The organism is Streptomyces enissocaesilis, from assembly GCF_039533765.1.
GTDB lineage: Bacteria > Actinomycetota > Actinomycetes > Streptomycetales > Streptomycetaceae > Streptomyces > Streptomyces enissocaesilis.
In genome coordinates, this window is record NZ_BAAAUD010000032.1 from 1 (window position 1) to 17138 (window position 17138).

Consider the following 17138-nt stretch of genomic DNA (forward strand, 5'->3'; position numbering starts at 1 on the left):
GCGGAGCAGCACGCCAAACAGGTGGCTGCCGCCGCCCTGCGCGAGGCCGGTATCACCGAGGACGATGCCCCGCTGGGCCCGACCGCGGTGACCGGCATCGACACCTAGCCTCCGCGTCGCCCCTTGACCGCGGCATCCGGCCGGTACCGCACGCGCGGTTCCCCGGCCCGGCCGGCAGTCCGCCCCGGGCCGCCGGCCGGGCCGCCCGGCGTCTCGGTGCGAGCTCCCGGGCGGGCAAGCGGGGCGGTCCTGGGCACGCCCGCCTGCCGGTGCGGCCCCCATCGCCGGTAATGGTTCAGACCTGTATGCGCTTTGGCCTAGACCTTTGCGTGGTACCAGGGGTATACACAGGTGAAGGCCAGACGCCGACCAGGAAGAACCCATGCACATGACGGCATGTCAGCGAACAATAGCCCTCGGGACGTTGGGCTTCGGCACGAGCGTCGATGAGGAGACGTCGTTCCGCATCCTCGACCGCTTCACGGAACTCGGCGGAACCGTCCTCGACACCGCGAACAACTACGCGTTCTGGGTCGACGGCGCCACCGGTGACGAGAGCGAGACCGTGATCGGGCGGTGGTTGGCGGACCGGGGCGCTCGCGACAACGTGGTGATCAGCACCAAGGCCGGGGGACGGCCCACCGTCCCCGGCACCGGTCTGGAGACCGCCGAGGGCCTCTCGGAGAAGGCCGTCAGGGCGGCCGTCGACGACAGTCTGCGCCGCCTGGGCACCGACCGCATCGACGTGTACTGGACCCACATCGAGGACCGGTCCGTACCGCTCGCCGAGACCGTGAACGCCCTCGCCGACCTCGTGGACGGCGGCAAGGCCGGCGAGCTGGGTGTGAGCAACCACGCCGTGTGGCGCGTCGAGCGGGCCCGCGCGCTCGCCGGTGACCGGCCGCGCTACACCCACCTGCAGTACCGCTACTCGTATGCGCAGCCCCGCTCCGACATGGCGCTGCCCTCGTCGGCCCACGTCCATGTCACGAACGAGCTGCTCGACTACGTACGGAACGAGCCCGACCTGCGGCTGTGGGCCTACAGCCCGCTGCTGTCGGGCGGCTACACGCGCAAGGACGTGGAGATCCCGGCGGCGTACGACCACCCGGGCACGCCGCAGCGGCTGGCGGCGCTGCGCGAGGTGGCCGACGAGCTCGGGGCGACCCTGAACCAGGTCGTGCTCGCCTGGCTGCTCGACCACGACCCGCTCGTGCTGCCCATCGTGGGAGTCAGCAAGGTCGCCCAGGTGGAGGAAGCCATGTCGGCCCTCCAGTTCGTCCTCGACGACAGCCAGCGGCGGCGCCTCGACGAGGCGGGCGTCTGACGCCCGCCCGCAGCGGGCGGCGGCCGGGGTGACGCGCCCCCCGGCCGCCNCATGCCGGCCGGGTCCTCGAACGTGTAACGGTGCACGCGCAGCCGGTCGTTGGTGAACGTCCAGTCGAGCCGCCACAGGCCGAGGCCCTCGCTGTTCCAGGTGCCCGGGTGGAGCGTGGCGGACGCGGGCAGCGCGTCGTCGAGGGTGTCCCGCAGGCCGTCCAGGTCGCCCATGGCGGGGGTGGTGTTGAAGTCACCGGCGACCAGCGACGGGTTCGGATTGGCCGCCGCGTCGCGCTCCAGTGCCGCGTAGTGGCCGCGCCGTGCCACGTCGCGCTCCCGTATCTCGCGGTAGAAGCCGCCGCTCAGCCAGTTCCGCGCGATGTCGAGCTGCACGGGGATGTGGACGTTGTAGACGGAGACCACGCGGCCCCGGACATCGAGGTCCGTACGCAGCACCTTGTCCCGCTCGAAGGCCTCCCGCCACGGCGTGCCGGGGCGGACCTCCTCGCCCCGCCCCACCGGAGGGCGCGCGAGCACCGGGAAGCGCGAGAGCGTCACCAGCTCTCCCGCGACCACGATGCGGTAACCGGGGAACTCCTTTTGGATCCGGGCAAGTTCGTCGATCGGGGCGGGTTGCCCGTCCACCCAGGCCAGGTACTCCTGGAGCAGGTACACATCGGCGTCCTTCGCCCTGAGGTAGCGGTAGAAGGCACCGGAGTCGTCGGTGGTGTCCCAGTACTTGGTGTTCCAGGAGAACACCTTCAGGGCCTCTGCGGGCGCGGGGCCGGCGCCCGGCACCAGGGCATCCCAGTTGAGACCCGCGCGGGTCGCCCCCGACACCAGCAGCAGGACGAGTACGGGAACCAGCCGGCGGCGCACCGGAACGGCCACCGGTACGAAGCTGAGGGCGAGCAGCGCCACCGGTACGGCGAGGAAGAACACCGGCGGGGCCAGATCCGGTACCAGCCACAGCCACCAGCGGCCGCTCAGCAGGAAGTTGAGCGCCGAGTACAGGGCCCAGAGCGCGGTGAGCGCGACCAGCGCCCGTGCAGCCACGGCCCGGCGCCGCCCGGACCGGCCCGGCGCCGCCCCGGGCTCGGGCGCGGAGGACGTGAGGGTGTCGGGGGCGGCCGTCATGCGGACACCCCGAGCGTGCGGTCGTACGGTCGCTTGAGGAACACGCGGCCGAACAGTAGCAGTGCCCGCGACCCCGCTGTCATGCCCGCCGGCTCGATACAGAACCAATATCCGGCCGATATGCGACGGCACTGAACTGGTCACATGACGCAATCCGTGTCGGTCGTCGTCCCGGCCCACAACTCAGCCCGCACCCTCGGCGCCTGCCTGGATTCGGTCTACGCCCAGACCTGTCGGATCCACGAGGTGATCGTGGTGGACGACGGCAGCACGGACCGGACGGCCGAGGTCGCGCAGGGCTATCCCTGCACCCTGATCCGCAGTGACGGCAACCGCGGCGTGTCGGCGGCACGGAACGCCGGCATCGCCGCCGCCACCGGCGAGATCCTCTTCTTCCTCGACTCCGACGAGGCACTCACCCCGGACTCGGTGGCGAGCGCGCTGGAGATCCTGGGCGCCGACCCGGAGTGCGGCTGTGTGCACGGGGTGATCGCACCCGACCCGCTGTTCGACGACGGCCCGGTCGAGCACTACAAGGTGCTGCACGCCTACTGGTGGCGGGCGCGGGGGGCCGGCGAGGTGGAGACCGCGTTCTTCGCCCAGGCCGCCGTCCCGCGCCGGGTCTTCGACGAACTGGGCGGCTTCGACGAGCGGCTGCGCGACTCGGAGGACCTGGAGTTCAGCGACCGGCTCGCGCCGCACTACCGGATCGTCCTCACCGACCGGATCGTGGCCCTCCATGACGAGGAGCACCGCCTGTGGCCGCTGCTCGCCGAAACGTTCCGACGGGCCCTGCTGCTGGTCCCGGCCCTGGTGTCGGCGCGCCGGGGCGGGCGCAAGAACCTCACCGCCAACAGCCCGGCCTCCGTCGCGGCGGCCGCCCTGCTCCTCGCGGCACTGCCGCTCGCCCCCTGGTACCCGCTCCTGCCCGTGGCCGGCCTCCTGGCGTTCTGTGCCGCCAACACCGGGCTGCTGCGGTTCGTCGCCCGCCACCGGGGGCCCGGCTTCGTCCCGTTCTTCACCGGCGTCCACCTGCTGACCCACGCCGCCTTGCTGACCGGCGCCGCACTCGGCGCCCTGCGGATGCTCGGCGGGGCGGCGGCCGGGCGACGACGGACACCCCGTGAGACCCGCGACACGGCGGTGCACCGATGATGGACCGGCTGCGCAGACTGCTCACCCCGGTCGTCGTACTCGCCGCCCTGATCGGCGTGTACTTCGTGGTCCGCAACGAGGGCGCGGCCGCCGCCCGGGCGTTCGCCCGGCCCGAGGCCGTCCCGCTGCTGGCCGCCGCCGTGGTCACCAACGTGGCGGGGCTCGTGTTCGCGGTGCATGCCTGGCGGGTGCTGATCCCTGGTGAGCACCCCATCAAGGGCCTGTACGCCGCGAAGATCTACTTCCTGGGACAGCTCAGCAAGTACGTTCCCGGGCGGGTCTGGGGCGTGCTCACCCATGTCGCCCACGGACGTGCGGCCGGAGTGCCCGGCGCCCAGATGACCTCGGCGTACCTGCTGAGCCTGATGCTCACCATCCTCACCGGGGTGGGCGTCAGCCTGCTCGCCGCCCCCGCCGCGTTGCCGGGCCACTGGCTGTGGCTGTGCCCGCCCGCCCTGTTCTTCGTGGCCTGTGTGGTGTGGCCGGCTCTGGCCACCCGCCCGGTCACGGCCCTGTCGCGGATGGTCCGCAGGCCCGTGGAACCGCCGCCGGACAGCGCCGTGCGGCGGGCGATGCTGCTGGCCGTCGTCTCCTGGCTGTTCTCTGGACTCCACCTGTGGTTCCTGGTGCTGGCCCTGGACGCACCGGTGTGGGCCGGGCTGGGCGTGGCGGTCGGTGCCTTCGCGCTCGCCACCGTCGTCAGCAGCCTCGCCCTGATCGTCCCGGACGGCTGGGGCGTGCGCGAGCTGACCATCACCGCCGCGCTGGCCACCGTGCTGCCCACCGGCACCGCGGCCACCGCAGCCATCGCCAGCCGCATCGTCTGCGTCCTGGCCGAGCTCGGCAGTTCGGCGGTCGTCCTTGTCTGGTCCCGGCTCAGGTCCGAGACCCCGCTGTCCGAAGTCCCCCTGTCCGTAACCCCGCAGTCCGCTGCTCCGATGGGAGAAACCCGTGTACACCCTTGACGACGCCGAACAACTCGAGGTCGGCGAGGTGCACGACCTGTACCGGCAGTACGTGAACAAGAGCCAGGTGTCCCTGATGACCTCGTTCGGCTTCGGCCGGGAGCTGGTCGACCACGCCGAAGGCGCCTACCTGACGCTGGCGGACGGGCGCCGGATCCTCGACCTGACCGGTGGCGTCGGCGTACTCAACCACGGCCACAACCACCCCCGGATCCTCGCCGCCCGTGAACGCTTCGCCCGCAACAAGCGGATGGAGGTCCACAAGACCTACTTCTCGCCCTACCTGGCGGCGCTCAGCCGCAACCTGGCCGAGGTCCTGCCCGGCGACCTGAACATGTCGTTCCTCCCCAACTCGGGAGCGGAAGCGGTCGAGGGCGCGGTGAAACTCGCGTACAAGTACCACAACGGCAAGCGTCACACCGTCCTGCGCGCGGACTGCGCCTTCCACGGCAAGCTCCTGGGATCCGGCGGTCTGACCGGTCAGAACCAGTTCTCCTTCCCGACCATTCCCGGCATCGGCACCTTCACGTACGGAGACCTCGACTCGGTGCGCGCGGCCGTCGCCGCCCACTCCGGCGACGTCTACGCGATTCTCATCGAGCCGTTCAGCGCCTCCACCATCCAGTGGTGCTCCGAGGAATTCCTGCGCGGCCTGCGGGAGTTGTGCACCCGCCACGACATCGTGCTGATCTTCGACGAGATCTACAGCGGCTGGGGCAAGACCGGCAGCATGTTCTACTTCATGCGCTATCCGGACCTCATTCCGGACGTGGTCACCACCTCCAAGTCGCTCGGTGGCGGCAAGTCCTCCATCTCCGCGTACGTCGCCCGCGAGCCGGTCTTCCGCAAGGCGTACGACAACCTCGGCGACTCCCTGCTGAATTCCACCTCCACCACGTACTACGGCTTCGGCGAGGAGTGCGCCACCGCCCTCGAAGCGGTCAACATCGCGGTCGAGGACGACTATCCGGCGCGTGCCCGGGCCATCGAGGCCGTCCTCGAACCCGGGCTCGCCCGCCTCGCCAAGGAGTATCCCGACGCGATCGGCAAGGTCGCGGGCGCGGGCGCGCTCTGGGGCGTGTTCATCGACGGCGGCCCGAAGATCCTCGACCTGGTGGCGAAGCTGGCGCCGGGCGGCATGGCCAAGGACCCGCAGTTCAAGACCAAGCTGGTCACCTGCGCTGTGGTCAACGCCCTCTACGAGGACCACGGCATCTTCGCCTACTACACCCTCAACGGCCGGAACCCCCTGATCCTCGGCCCTTCGCTGGTCACCGAACCCATCGAGGTGGAGCGCGCGGTCGACGCGCTCGGCGAGGTCCTGGAACGCAGCCTGGGCCGTCTCATCACCCGTTTCATCAAGCAGAAGGTGAGCTCACAGTGGTGATCACGATCACCGGTGCGGCGGGCATGCTCGGTTCGCGGCTCGCCGAACGCCTGCTGGCCGACGGACACGAGGTCAGGGGGGTCGACCTGCGTCCGGGACCCGGCGTGGAGTTCGTCGGCGACATCCGCGACCGCGCGGTGATGGACCGGGCCCTGGCCGGCGCCGACGCCCTCGTGCACGCGGCGGCCGCGCTGCCCAGCTATCCCGACGAGCAGATACGCTCGATCATCATCGGCGGTACGGAGAACGTGTTCGCCGCCGCGAGCGCGGCGAGGACACCGCGCGTCGTGCACGTCTCCTCCACCGCCGTGTACGGGCTGCCCACGGTGGTCCCCACGCCGGAGGAGTACCCGCGCGAGCCCGTCGACACCTACAGCCGGGCCAAGGCCGCGGCCGAGGTGATCGCCGAGCGCCACCGCGACAACGGGATGTGCGTGCCGATCCTTCGGCCCAAGACCTTCGTGGGACCCGGCCGGATGGGCCTGTTCTCGATGCTGTTCGAGTGGGCGGAGGAGGGCCGCAACTTCCCGGTCCTGGGCAGGGGCGACGTCCGCATCCAGATGTTCGGCATCGACGACCTGGTCGACGCGGTCGTCACCGTGCTCACCGCGTCCGACGACGTCGCCAACGACACGTACAACCTGGCGGCGGCCGAATTCGGCACGCTGCGCGAGGACTTCCAGTCCGTCCTGGACGTGGCGGGCCACGGCAAGCGGGTCGTGGGCCTGCCCGCCCGCCCGGCGCTGAGCGTACTGAGCGTGCTGCAGCGGGCCAGGCTCTCACCGGTGTACGGACGGCTGCTGCACAAGCTGATGGACGACTCGTACGTCAGTATCGACAAGGCCAAGGCGAGGCTCGGGTTCACCCCCCGGCTCTCCAACCAGGACGCCATCCTGCTCACCTACGCATGGTGGCGCACCGCCCGCCACGAAAGCCCCGCAGGAGGCGGTTCCACCGGCCGCACCAGCCGGGACCCGTGGAGCCAGGGACTGCTGACCGCGGCGAAGATCTTCTTCTGAGGAGTGCGCCATGACCTTCTTGGACGAAAGAGCGAAGGCTGCCCCGGCCGGCGAAAGGCCCCGGGCCGGCGGGCCGATCGCCCTCATCAGGCCCGGCCAGTGGCCGAAGAACTTCCTGGTGGTACCGCTCCCGCTGCTCGGCGCCGCCTGGGAGTGGGACATGGCGGGCCGGGTGCTGGTCGCCATGATCGCGTTCGTACTGGCCTCGTCGCTGGTGTACGTGGTCAACGACATGGCGGACGTGGAACGCGACCGGCGCCACCCCGTCAAACGGAACCGGCCGCTGGCCTCCGGCCGGGTGAGCATGCGGACGGCGGTGGCGCTGGGCCTGGGCCTGGCCGGCCTGCTCGCTCCACTGCTCGTGCTGCTCGGCCCCGGCGGGGCCTGGCCGGTACTGCTCTACCTCGTCGTCAACGCCGCCTACAGCTGGCGGCTGAAGCACCTGCCGCTGCTGGACGTGTTCATCGTCGCCACCGGTTTCGTCCTGCGTCTGCTGGGCGGTTACGAGGCGAGTGGCCGTCCTGTCGCGGAGTGGCTGGTTCTCACGGTCCTCACGCTGTGCCTGGTGCTGATCCTGGGCAAACGACGGCATGAGCTGGGCGTCTCCGGCACCGGGCACCGCCCCGCGCTCGTCGGTTACTCGGCCCACTTCCTGGATCTGATGCTGGTGATGTGCTCGGCGCTGACCATGGTCGGGTACCTGCTCTACCTGCGCACCGAATCGGGTTACGGGACGGGCGCGCTGCTCACGGCGCCCTGCGCGCTGTTCGCGCTCTTCCGCTACCTGCAGATCGTGGTGGTCAGGAGCGAGGGCGGAAATCCCGTACGGACACTGCTCCGGGACCGCGTCATGATGACGAACTCGTCCATCTGGGGCGCCCTGCTGGTGGTGTTCCAGATCGCCTGACGCCCGGCCGGTCCGCGCGCTTCCCGAACCCGTACCGATGACCCGTGTCCGTACTCGCACCAACCGAGGATCCGAATGGCTGCACCCCTCGTGTCGGTGGTCGTCCCCATGTACAACGACCGCCGCACCGTCGACCTGTGCCTGCGCTCCGTACTGGAACAGACCTACCCGAAGCTGGAAGTGATCGTCGTCGACGACGCCAGCACCGACGACTCGGCCGAGCTGGCCGCCGGGCACCCCGTCACCCTGGTGCGGGCCGAGCGCAACGGCGGCCCCGGAGCCACCCGCAACCTGGGTGTCCGGCACGCGACCGGTGAGATCGTCTTCTTCCTGGACGCCGACCTGACCATGCACCCGGAGGCGGTCGCGCAGGCGGTCGAGCTCTTCGAGGAGAACCCCTCGTACGGCGCGGTGTTCGGCATACCGGACAAGGAGCCGTTGTTCGCCGAGACCCTCGTCGGGCAGTACCGCATCCTTCAGTACTACTACTGGCGCAAGAGCGCCGAGGGCATGGTCAGCGGCGGCTTCTACGCCCTGGGCGCGGTCCGCAGGACGGCCTTCCTCGAAGCGGGGTGGTTCAACCCGGCGCTGCGGCAGACCGAGGAGATCGACCACGCCGAACGCCTTGCCGCCCGCCGTCCCATGCTGCTGACCTCCCGCATCCGCGGGCGGCTGTCCGACGAGAGCCGGATGCGGCCGCTGCTGCGCAAGGCGTTCGTCCGCAGCCGGCTGCGGGTGCCGTTCTACCTGGACCGGGGCCGCGCGATGCAGGGCATGGAGACCGGCGGGCGGGCGGTGGCCTCGGTGATGGCCGCGCTCACCCTGGTGAGCCTGCCACCGGCCGTGGTGTGGCCGACGACGGCACTGGTGCCGGGGATCGCGCTGGTCCTCTGCGTCCTGGCGGACCTGGGCCAGTACACCTTCGTCGCCAAGGAGCGCGGCCCGGCCTTCCTGGTCTTCTTCACTCTGTGCCACCTCCTGGTCGGCACGGCCGTGGTCGCGGGCCTCGCGGCGGGCCTGGCCCAGTGGGTGCTCAGCGGGCGCTTCCGCCGCATGTACAAACAGGAGGCCACGGCATGACGGCCCATCAGACGGAACCGGTCCGGCCGTACCCGGCCGAGGAGCCGTCGCAGACGCCGGAGCCGGGCCCCGCCCCGAGCCGGGGGCGACGGGCCGGGCGGTTCCTGCGGCTGTGGTACGGGCGTGGTCTCGTCGGCCTGGCCGGACTCTGGCTCCTGTACGCGACCGTCCGGTGGCTGGTCAGCGGCCGCTGGCACTGGGCCATCCCCCTCGACGCCGCCCCGCCGCTCCTCCTGGTCGCCACCCCCGCCGTACTCCTGTCGGCGAGCGCCGCCGCCTGCGGGCGCCGCAGGCCGTGGGCCGCCGGGGTCTCCCTGGCCGCACTGCTCCTCGGACTCACCACCGGTTCCGGGCTGAACTGGCCCGCGCTGTGGCGCGGCGAGGGCGCCGTGCCGCCCGGCGCGCTCCACGTGGTGTCGCTGAACACCCAGTACTGGGGCCAGGCCACCAGCGTCGACCGGCTGTACGCCCTGCTGCACCGGCAGAAGGCCGACGTCTACCTGCTCCAGGAGCACGTGATCTGGAAGCCGGGCCTCGGCGAGGACGGGTACGTCAAGCTCGACGACGACGCGCGGCTGCGTGCCGAGTTCCCCGGCTACCACATCGCCCGCCGCGGTGAGCTGCTCACCCTCTCCCGCTTCCCGATCGTCGCCAAGCCGCCGATCGGCCCCGGGGCGGAGATCGACGCCGACCCCGCCACCCCCTTCAGCCGCGTCTTCGCCCGGGACAAGGTGATGCGCACGGACCTGCGCGTCGGCGGCAGGATCCTCAGCGTCTACAACGCGCACATCACCGTGCAGCTGGCGCCGGACAACCTGAACCCCTTCTCCGGGTTCGACTTCGACTCCTACTTCCACCGGAAGTTCACCTGGCGGCAGGAGGAACTGCGCGGCCTGGAGAAGGATCTGGACGACAACCCCCACCCCACGGTGATCGCGGGGGACTTCAACGCCACCGCGTCGATGCGCGAACTGGACGGGCTGCGGGCCAGGGCCGACGACGCACTGCGCGCCAACGACGACTTCCTGCCGCTGAGCTGGAAGTTCAACGCACCGGCCGGGTTCGAGTGGGACAGTGTGTTCAACCGTTCGCTGCCGCTGTGGCGGGTGGACTGGAGCTTCACCGCGGGCCCCGTCGATCTGCACCGCTACGCGTTCCGGCCCACCGACGGCATCTCGGAACACCGGATGCAGGATCTGTGGCTCTCCCTGTGACGGCGCGGGGCGCCATGCCGCCCGGGGGGCCGGGGCCGCCGCCCCCGGGGGACCGGGGGCGGCGGGCGGCCGGCCGGTCCCCGGTCCCCGGGCCTTCAGCAGAGCTTGACCCTCTCCATGCCGAGCAGGATCCCCTGCTCCAGATCGCTCAGCTCGGGACCCGGCTCGATGCCCAGTTCCTCGACCAGGGTCGACCGGATCCTGCGGTAGACGGCCAGCGCCTCGGCCGTGCGGTGCGAGCGGTACAGGGCGAGCATGAGCTGGGCGTGCAGATGCTCCCGGTACGGGTGCGCGGCGGCCAGCTCCATGATCTCCCCGATCAGGTCCTGGTGCCGTCCGAGATCGAGCTCCAGCCGCACACGCTCCTCGACGGCGCGCAGCCGTGCCTCCTCCAGACGGCGTGCGCCCGCATCCACCCCCGGGCCCGAAAGCCCGGCGAGAGCGGGTCCGGTCCACAGGGACAGCGCACGGCGCAGTTCCAGGACGGCCTCGCCTGCCAGACCGGCCCCGGCGAGCGACCGCGCATGGCCGACCCGTGCTTCGAACACCGCCGCGTCCAGATCGGATTCGGCCAGCCGCAGGCGGTACCCCGAGGGGTGGGTCTCGATCAGTTCCGGTGCGCCGGCCGCGGCGAAGGCGCGCCGCATCGAGGAGACGCAGATCCGTATCTGCGTACGGGCGCTCGCGGGTGGGGTGCTGCCCCAGACCGCGTCGACGAGCCGGTCGAGCGCGACGACCCAGTTGGCCTCCAGGGCCAGGACCGCCAGAACGATTTTGGTTCGCCTTCCCCCGAGATGGACGGGTTCTCCGTCAACGGTGACGCGCAGTGGGCCGAGGACATGGACAAGCACAGCAGAGATCCCCCCGTACGTGACTTCCGAGCATCGTCGGAGCCGTCCGGCGCGTCCGATCGCGCGCACGACAGCCGCTCCCTCCTCTGCGGCGACCTGTCTCCAAGTGCCGGAAGGCAAGCTGGCGTTGACGTTTCCTGCTCGGATCTCGCGTTAGCTTGGTATGGACCTATGGAGGTGTCAAGCGAATACGAAGAGTAATCACATGCTGGATTCATGGGTCTCGCGCGGGCAGGTCAACTCGCCCCCAATGCCCACAAACTGACGTTCATTCAGTCAATTGTCTAGACCTATTGACAGCCCCGGGAGGGCCCTCCTAGGGTCGCAATCCGGTGATCGAAAATGTGCCGGACATTCATACTTGGGGGTTTTGTGAACAGTCCTGGTGAATCCCGAGACGGTGTGGCCACGGTCGCGGAAGGCGCAGTCCCGCTGCTCCCCGTGAGTCTCGACGAGGCGCACTCCCCGCAGAAGGTCATGGCACACGGAGACCTGCTCCGGCGGTTCGTGGCGGGGGACGAGTTCAAGCCGATCCACATGCGCATCGGCATCATGGGCGCCTGCAACATGCGGTGCGACTTCTGCAACTTCCACTCCCCGAACGAGGAGCAGTTCTACGATCTGTTCTCGTTCAAGGACTCCATCGCCACCGGCAAGGCGGTCGGACTGCTGAGGGAGTTCGCGGCCAACGACGGCCGTGCCGTGACCTTCTGCGGCAGCGGCGAGTGCACCATCCACCCCGGGTACGCCGAGATCAGCCGGGCGGGCCACGAGGCCGGTCTGCGCATCGGGCTGATCACCAACGGCTCCAGGCTCGGCCGGCCGGCCGTCGCCGAGGCCGTGGCGGCCACCCACACCTGGGTGCGCATCGGGCTGAACGCCGGGACCGAGGCCACCTTCAACGACATCACCCGGGACCGGGAGCAGACCTTCGCGTCCTTCGTCGGGGCGGTGGGACGGCTGCGCGAGAGGGCGGTGGCCCCGGACTTCCGCATCGGCTTCAACTTCGTGATCACCCGGCAGAACCACCGGGAGATCCTCGAGGCGGCCCGCATCGGCCTCGACTCCGGAGCGCACTACGTACGCTTCGAGCCGGAGTTCTACAGCGGGCTCGGCCACGAGACCATCGAGGCCGTGATGCCGCAGATCGCGGAGTCCCTCAGGCAGGCCGCGGCGCTGTCCACGGACGCGTACGAGGTGTCGGTCCCCAAGCTCGACCGCGGCCCGATGGACCAGGTCGACGAGGTAGAGGGCGACTTCGAGCGGTGTCACTACAGCCGGTTCGTCACCGCGGTCGGCGCCGACGGCAATCTCTACCCGTGCCCGCAGGTTCACCTCAACAGCCGCTACCTGATCGGCAATGTGCTCGAGCAGGGCTACGCGGAGGTCCTCGAGGGCGGTCCGCGCGCCGAGTGGGAGGCCGCCAACCCCCGCCGTACCGACCTGTGCAAGTCGTGCTTCTACCGCCCGCAGAACGAGCTCCTGGAGCACCTCCACCGCGGACAGGTCCAACTGGACCGGGCGCTGGACTCGTATGCGGTGGAAGTCCCCAGCACCCTGCACGCCGACTTCATCTGACACGGCCCCACCAGCCGCGAAGCCCCTGCCCGTTCTCACGGAACCGGTCCGAGAATCCCCATGCAGACCAGCCACTTGCGCCGGCTCCTCACCGCCGGGCCGACGCTGCGCCACGCCCGGCCCGGCCGGGTCCGCTCCACGGTGGAGCGCCTGGCGCGCATCGAGCGCGCGCCGCTCCACGTCACCGCCGCCACCGTCTCCGTACGCGAGGGGCTGCGGCGCGAGCAGCTGACCCTGGAGTCCCCGGTACGCGGAGGGTTCCGGGCCACGCTCCTGTCACCCGAGGACGCCGGGCCCGGGCCCGCAATCCTGGTGCTCGGCGGAAAGAACGCCCGACTCGACCACCTCACCGGCGAGTCGGCGCCGGACCACCCGGACCGCAATGTCGCCGAGCACCTGGCGCGGGCCGGCTTCACCACCCTCGCCTTCGCGTACGGCATCGGCGGCGGGCTCGACACCGAGCGGCTCACCGGGCGCGACGAAGGAGCGCTGCTCGCCCACGCCTTCGCGCTCACCGGCCGCTCCCTGCTCGGAGCCCTCACCGGCGACGCGCTCGGCGCCCTGGACGTGCTCCGCGCCCACCCGCTCGTCGACCCGGACCGCACCGGACTGTTCGGGCACAGCCTGGGCGCCGCTGTCGCCCTGCACACCGCGCTCCTCACGGAACACCCCCTCCCCGTCTGCGCGGCCGGCCACCTCGGCACCTATCAGATGCTGTACGCACGGCTGCTGACCGGATGCGAGGGCGCGGCTCTGCCAGGCGTCCTGGAGTACGCGGACCTGCCCGACCTCTACGCGGCCCTCGCCCCCGCACCCCTCCAGCTCCAGTACGGAACGGCCGACCCCTACCTCGACGCGGCGGACGCCCGCGCCGCCGCCGAAACGGTCCGCCGCGCGTACACGAGAGCCGGGGCGCAGGAGCCGGACATCCTCGAACTCCCCATGGGACACGGCACCCACGGGGCGCACGCGGCGGACTTCTTCACCCGGGCCCTGGCCGCACCCACGGCGCCTCCCGCCCCCGTGCCCGCCCAGCGCATCCGTTTCGGCGTCGCCGACCGGCGCGCCGTACTGGACCGCGTCGACGCCGCACTCGCTTCGGGCGTCCTCACCCAGGGCCCGCTGGTCACCCGTTTCGAAGAGCTGACCCGCACCTGGACCGGCACGCCGGGCGCCGCCGTCGCGTCCGGCTCCGCCGCCCTGGAGATCGCCCTGCGGGTGCTCGGCGTGGCCGGCCGCACCGTCCTCGTCCCCGTCAACACGTTCTTCGCGACCGCGGCGGCAGCCGTGCGCGCCGGGGCCCGGGTCCGCTTCGTCGACGTCGAACTCGACGGCCTCGGCATGGACCCGGACGCCCTGCGCACCGCGCTCGGCCGGTACCCGGACACGGCCGCCGTGGTGCCCGTGCACATCGGCGGCATCGTCTCACCGGCACTCGACGGCGTGCTGGAACAGTGCGACGAACGCGGCATCCCCGTCGTCGAGGACGCCGCCCACGCCTTCGGCAGCGCCCTGGGCGCGCGCCCGGCCGGCAGCCTCGGGCGGTTCGGCGCGTTCTCCTTCTTCCCCACGAAGGTCGCGGTCAGCGGCGAGGGCGGGCTGCTCACCGGCTCCGGGCCCGACGACCTGGAACACGTACGGCGCTGGCGGGACCACGGCAAGAGCGCCGTCGGCTCCACCCTCCACGACCGGCCGGGCGGCAACTGGCGGCTCAGCGAACTGCACGCCGCCGTCGGCACCGTGGACCTGGAACGCTTCGCGGACACCCTGGCCGCCCGCCGCGCGCTCGCCGCGCACTACGACGTCCTGCTGGACGGGACGGCCCTCCTGCGGGCGCACACCGTGCCCGACGGCACCCGGAGCAACTACTACAAGTACCTGGTCTGCCTGGACGAGTCCGTCGACCGCGACCTGCTGAAGAGGCGACTGCGGGAGCGGCACGGTGTCCACCTCGCGGGCGAGGTCTACGACCGGCTCCTCTGCGACCACCCGTACTTCACCCAGGACACCGGGGGAGCGGACCGGACAGGGGCCTACCCCCGGGGCCGGTGGTTCGCCCGCCACCACATCGCCCTGCCCCTGTATCCGTCCCTCACCCACGGCGAGCAGGTACGGGTGGTCTCGGCGCTGCGCGGCGAACTCACGTGACACTTCCCGCCCCCGCCCCCCTCGTCCACACCTTCCGCCGCGGCGCCTGGCAGCCGTCCCTCGACACGGTGGCGCTGCCCGGCGCCACGGGAACGCGTCTCGCCCTCGTCCCGGAGATCGTGGCCGCCGCCGACCGCCGCTGGTGGGACCGGACCGCCCCCGGCCTGCCGCCCGCACCGGCCGGGCGGCGCCGGCTGCTGCTGCGCGCACTGGACCTCTTCGAACACGGCACCCTCACCGTCGGGGGGCTCGGGCCGCAGAGCGGCGACGACTTCCGCACCGCGCTGTGGCGGACCGCCGGGCTTCCGGCCCCTCTGGTCGACCGCTGGTGCGGGATGCTCCGCACGACCCTGACACAACGCCGCACACCCGAACCGGACGAGGCGCTGGCCCTGGTCTCCTTGCCGGGCAACACCTTCACCTGTCTGGACGCGGTGCTGGAGCAGGTGGAGCGCTCGGCCGCTGTGTGGGTGCGTCCCAGCAGACGCGAACCGCTCTCCGCGGCCCGGCTGGTCGCGGCCCTGCTGGCGGCGGGCTGGCCACCCGTGCGGATCGCGTTCTGCCCGGCCGGGCAGCGGGCCCTCGGAGGTCTGATCGGGCTCACCGACCGGCACGTGGTCTTCGGCGGTACCGGTGTCGCCGCTTCGGTCCGCGCGTCCGCCGCCCTCACCCTGCGCGGCCCCGGCCGGGGCTGTGCCCTGGTGCCCGAGGGCATGGACACCGCCGAGGCGGTCGACTGGCTGCTGCCACTGATCGCGGCCGACTCCGGGCGGTTCTGCAGCAACGTCCGCACCGTCGTCCACGCGGGCCCCGCGGCGCCACTGGCCATCGCCCTGGCGGCGGAACTCGACACGATCGGCCCTCCGCCCTCCCCGGGCCCGTGGCCGCTGACCGCCTTCCGCGAGCCGGGCTCCGCACAGCGGGCGGCCCGCTCCGTGGCGGACCGGATGCGCCCGGGGGACCGGCTGCTCACCCGCAGGCCCCCGGTCCTCGAAGGGCCCGGAGGCGACACCTGCGTGACTCCGCACCTCGTGCTGGTCGGCGAAGGCCCGCAGGGGCCGGACCGGCATCCGCTGATCGGCCACGAAGTGCCGTTCCCGTTCGCCGCCGTGGTGAGGGCCACGGGCCCGGCCGCCGCGGCGATCGCGGACGGATCCCTGTTCGTGTACCGACCGCCGTCCGACGGGACGGCGCAGAGGGGAACCCCATGACGACCGCACCGAGCACCCTCCTGGGCCCCGAAACGGCCTACGCCGCCATGCGCGAGAGCGTGCCGGAACTCACCGTCGACCTCGACACCTGGACGCGCCGCATGATGCGGTGGCACTTCTCACCGGGGACCGGCTCCCCGTTCTGGGTGTCCCGCCGGGACTCCCTCGGCTTCGACCCCGAGAAGGACGTCGACGGCTTCGCGGCACTGGAGCTCTTCGGCCTCTTCGACAAGGCCGGACTGCGCGCCGCCCGCGCCCGCGACCTGCGCCCGCGCGGCTACCACGGCCGTCCCTTCCGGATCTTCGAAACCGGTGGGACGACCGGCACCCCCTGCCGGATCGTCAATGTCACACGCCTCGCGTACGACGTGGAGATCTACCGCCTCATGCTCCGGGCGCGCGGCGTGGCCCGCGGCGACATCCTGGCGATGACCCCGATGGGACCGCACGCGTACGGGCACTTCGTGGAAGCCCTCGCGGACAGCTGGAACGGGGCGGTGCACGCCATCGACTTCGATCCGCGCTGGGTGAAGGCCGCGCTGCGCGCGGGCGGCGAGGCGCAGGCGTACACCGACCACCTCGTCGCGCAGACGCTTCCGCTGCTGGCCGGCGAGCGGCCCGCACTGCTCTTCACCACCCCCCGCCTGCTCATCGAGCTCGCCATGCGGCTGCCGCGCCCCCTGCACACGTACGGCGTCCGCGCCGTCTGCACCGGCGGCACCTCCTGCACGCCCGCCGAGGCCCAGTTCCTGCGCGAGGAACACCTCGTGGGCGTGGAGTGGATCGACACGTACGGCAACACGCTCGTCGGCCACGCCCTGCAGGCCGACGCCGTGCCGGGCGCGCCCGCCCTGCCGGACGGCAGCACGCACGCGTACCACCTGCCGCCCCCCTTCGCGGTGATGACGGTCGTCGACCCGCACGACCCCTGGCGGGAGGTGGCGGTGGGGGAGCGCGGCCGGGTGCGGGTCACCACGCTCCTGGAGGACCTCTTCATCCCCAACCTGCTGGAGCGGGACAGCGCCGTCAGGACCGGCCCGCACCCCTGGTTCCCCTGGGACGGCGTGGCGGCCGTGCGGCCGTTCGGCGAGGACGAGGAGGACACGGAGGAAGCCGTGGAGGGCGTGTACTGACCGACTCCCCCCCCCGCGTGCCCACCCCACCCG

13 protein-coding genes and 1 pseudogene are annotated in these 17138 nt (G+C 71.7%); 12 read left to right on the top strand and 2 right to left on the bottom strand.

What is annotated here, in order from left to right; all coding sequences use genetic code 11:
* Window positions 1-388 precede the first annotated feature (388 nt).
* Window positions 389-1327, top strand: coding sequence for an aldo/keto reductase (locus ABD374_RS14635; protein WP_344495265.1), 939 nt, complete (start codon window positions 389-391; stop codon window positions 1325-1327).
* Between the two features lie 86 nt (window positions 1328-1413).
* Here the strand turns inward: ABD374_RS14635 and ABD374_RS14640 are convergent.
* Window positions 1414-2457: pseudogene (locus ABD374_RS14640) on the bottom strand (endonuclease/exonuclease/phosphatase family protein); the annotation flags it as partial.
* Window positions 2458-2601: 144 nt separating this feature from the next.
* On the opposite strand from ABD374_RS14640, the gene ABD374_RS14645 reads away from it, so the two are divergent.
* The 7 genes from ABD374_RS14645 (at window position 2602) to ABD374_RS14675 (ending at window position 10184) form a co-directional block, all read left to right on the top strand.
* Window positions 2602-3612 (top strand): glycosyltransferase family 2 protein, encoded by a 1011-nt coding sequence (locus ABD374_RS14645; RefSeq protein ID WP_344495206.1) that lies wholly within the window; start codon window positions 2602-2604, stop codon window positions 3610-3612.
* A complete protein-coding gene (locus tag ABD374_RS14650) occupies window positions 3609-4577 on the top strand; it encodes a lysylphosphatidylglycerol synthase domain-containing protein (protein ID WP_344495208.1) in 969 nt (322 codons plus the stop codon). The genes ABD374_RS14645 and ABD374_RS14650 overlap by 4 nt, the downstream gene beginning before the upstream one ends.
* Window positions 4564-5964, top strand: coding sequence for an aspartate aminotransferase family protein (locus ABD374_RS14655; RefSeq protein WP_344495210.1), 1401 nt, complete (start codon window positions 4564-4566; stop codon window positions 5962-5964). Before ABD374_RS14650 ends, ABD374_RS14655 begins: the two co-directional genes overlap by 14 nt.
* The gene (locus tag ABD374_RS14660; RefSeq protein WP_344495212.1) at window positions 5958-6983 is read left to right on the top strand and encodes an NAD-dependent epimerase/dehydratase family protein; all 1026 of its coding nucleotides are present in this window, start codon (window positions 5958-5960) and stop codon (window positions 6981-6983) included. The genes ABD374_RS14655 and ABD374_RS14660 overlap by 7 nt, the downstream gene beginning before the upstream one ends.
* Before the next feature lie 10 nt (window positions 6984-6993).
* Window positions 6994-7890: a UbiA prenyltransferase family protein gene (locus ABD374_RS14665; RefSeq protein WP_344495214.1), complete on the top strand. Its 897-nt coding sequence runs from the start codon at window positions 6994-6996 to the stop codon at window positions 7888-7890.
* 75 nt (window positions 7891-7965) lie between these two features.
* The gene (locus ABD374_RS14670; RefSeq protein ID WP_344495216.1) at window positions 7966-8970 is read left to right on the top strand and encodes a glycosyltransferase family 2 protein; all 1005 of its coding nucleotides are present in this window, start codon (window positions 7966-7968) and stop codon (window positions 8968-8970) included.
* Window positions 8967-10184, top strand: coding sequence for an endonuclease/exonuclease/phosphatase family protein (locus tag ABD374_RS14675; RefSeq protein WP_344495218.1), 1218 nt, complete (start codon window positions 8967-8969; stop codon window positions 10182-10184). The genes ABD374_RS14670 and ABD374_RS14675 overlap by 4 nt, the downstream gene beginning before the upstream one ends.
* A gap of 95 nt (window positions 10185-10279) precedes the next feature.
* On the opposite strand, the gene ABD374_RS14680 is transcribed toward ABD374_RS14675, so the two are convergent.
* A complete protein-coding gene (locus ABD374_RS14680) occupies window positions 10280-11035 on the bottom strand; it encodes an AfsR/SARP family transcriptional regulator (RefSeq protein WP_344495220.1) in 756 nt (251 codons plus the stop codon).
* Window positions 11036-11476: 441 nt separating this feature from the next.
* On the opposite strand from ABD374_RS14680, the gene ABD374_RS14685 reads away from it, so the two are divergent.
* The 4 genes from ABD374_RS14685 to ABD374_RS14700 are packed head-to-tail and all read left to right on the top strand — an operon-like array spanning window position 11477 to window position 17105.
* On the top strand, window positions 11477-12613 hold the full coding sequence (locus ABD374_RS14685) for a radical SAM protein (RefSeq protein WP_344495222.1): 1137 nt from the start codon (window positions 11477-11479) through the stop codon (window positions 12611-12613).
* A 60-nt stretch (window positions 12614-12673) separates the two neighbouring features.
* Window positions 12674-14761, top strand: coding sequence for a DegT/DnrJ/EryC1/StrS family aminotransferase (locus ABD374_RS14690; RefSeq protein ID WP_344495224.1), 2088 nt, complete (start codon window positions 12674-12676; stop codon window positions 14759-14761).
* Window positions 14758-15972: an aldehyde dehydrogenase family protein gene (locus ABD374_RS14695; protein ID WP_344495226.1), complete on the top strand. Its 1215-nt coding sequence runs from the start codon at window positions 14758-14760 to the stop codon at window positions 15970-15972. The genes ABD374_RS14690 and ABD374_RS14695 overlap by 4 nt, the downstream gene beginning before the upstream one ends.
* Window positions 15969-17105, top strand: a complete 1137-nt coding sequence (locus tag ABD374_RS14700) for a hypothetical protein (protein WP_344495228.1) — start codon at window positions 15969-15971, stop codon at window positions 17103-17105. Before ABD374_RS14695 ends, ABD374_RS14700 begins: the two co-directional genes overlap by 4 nt.
* Window positions 17106-17138: the final 33 nt, after the last annotated feature.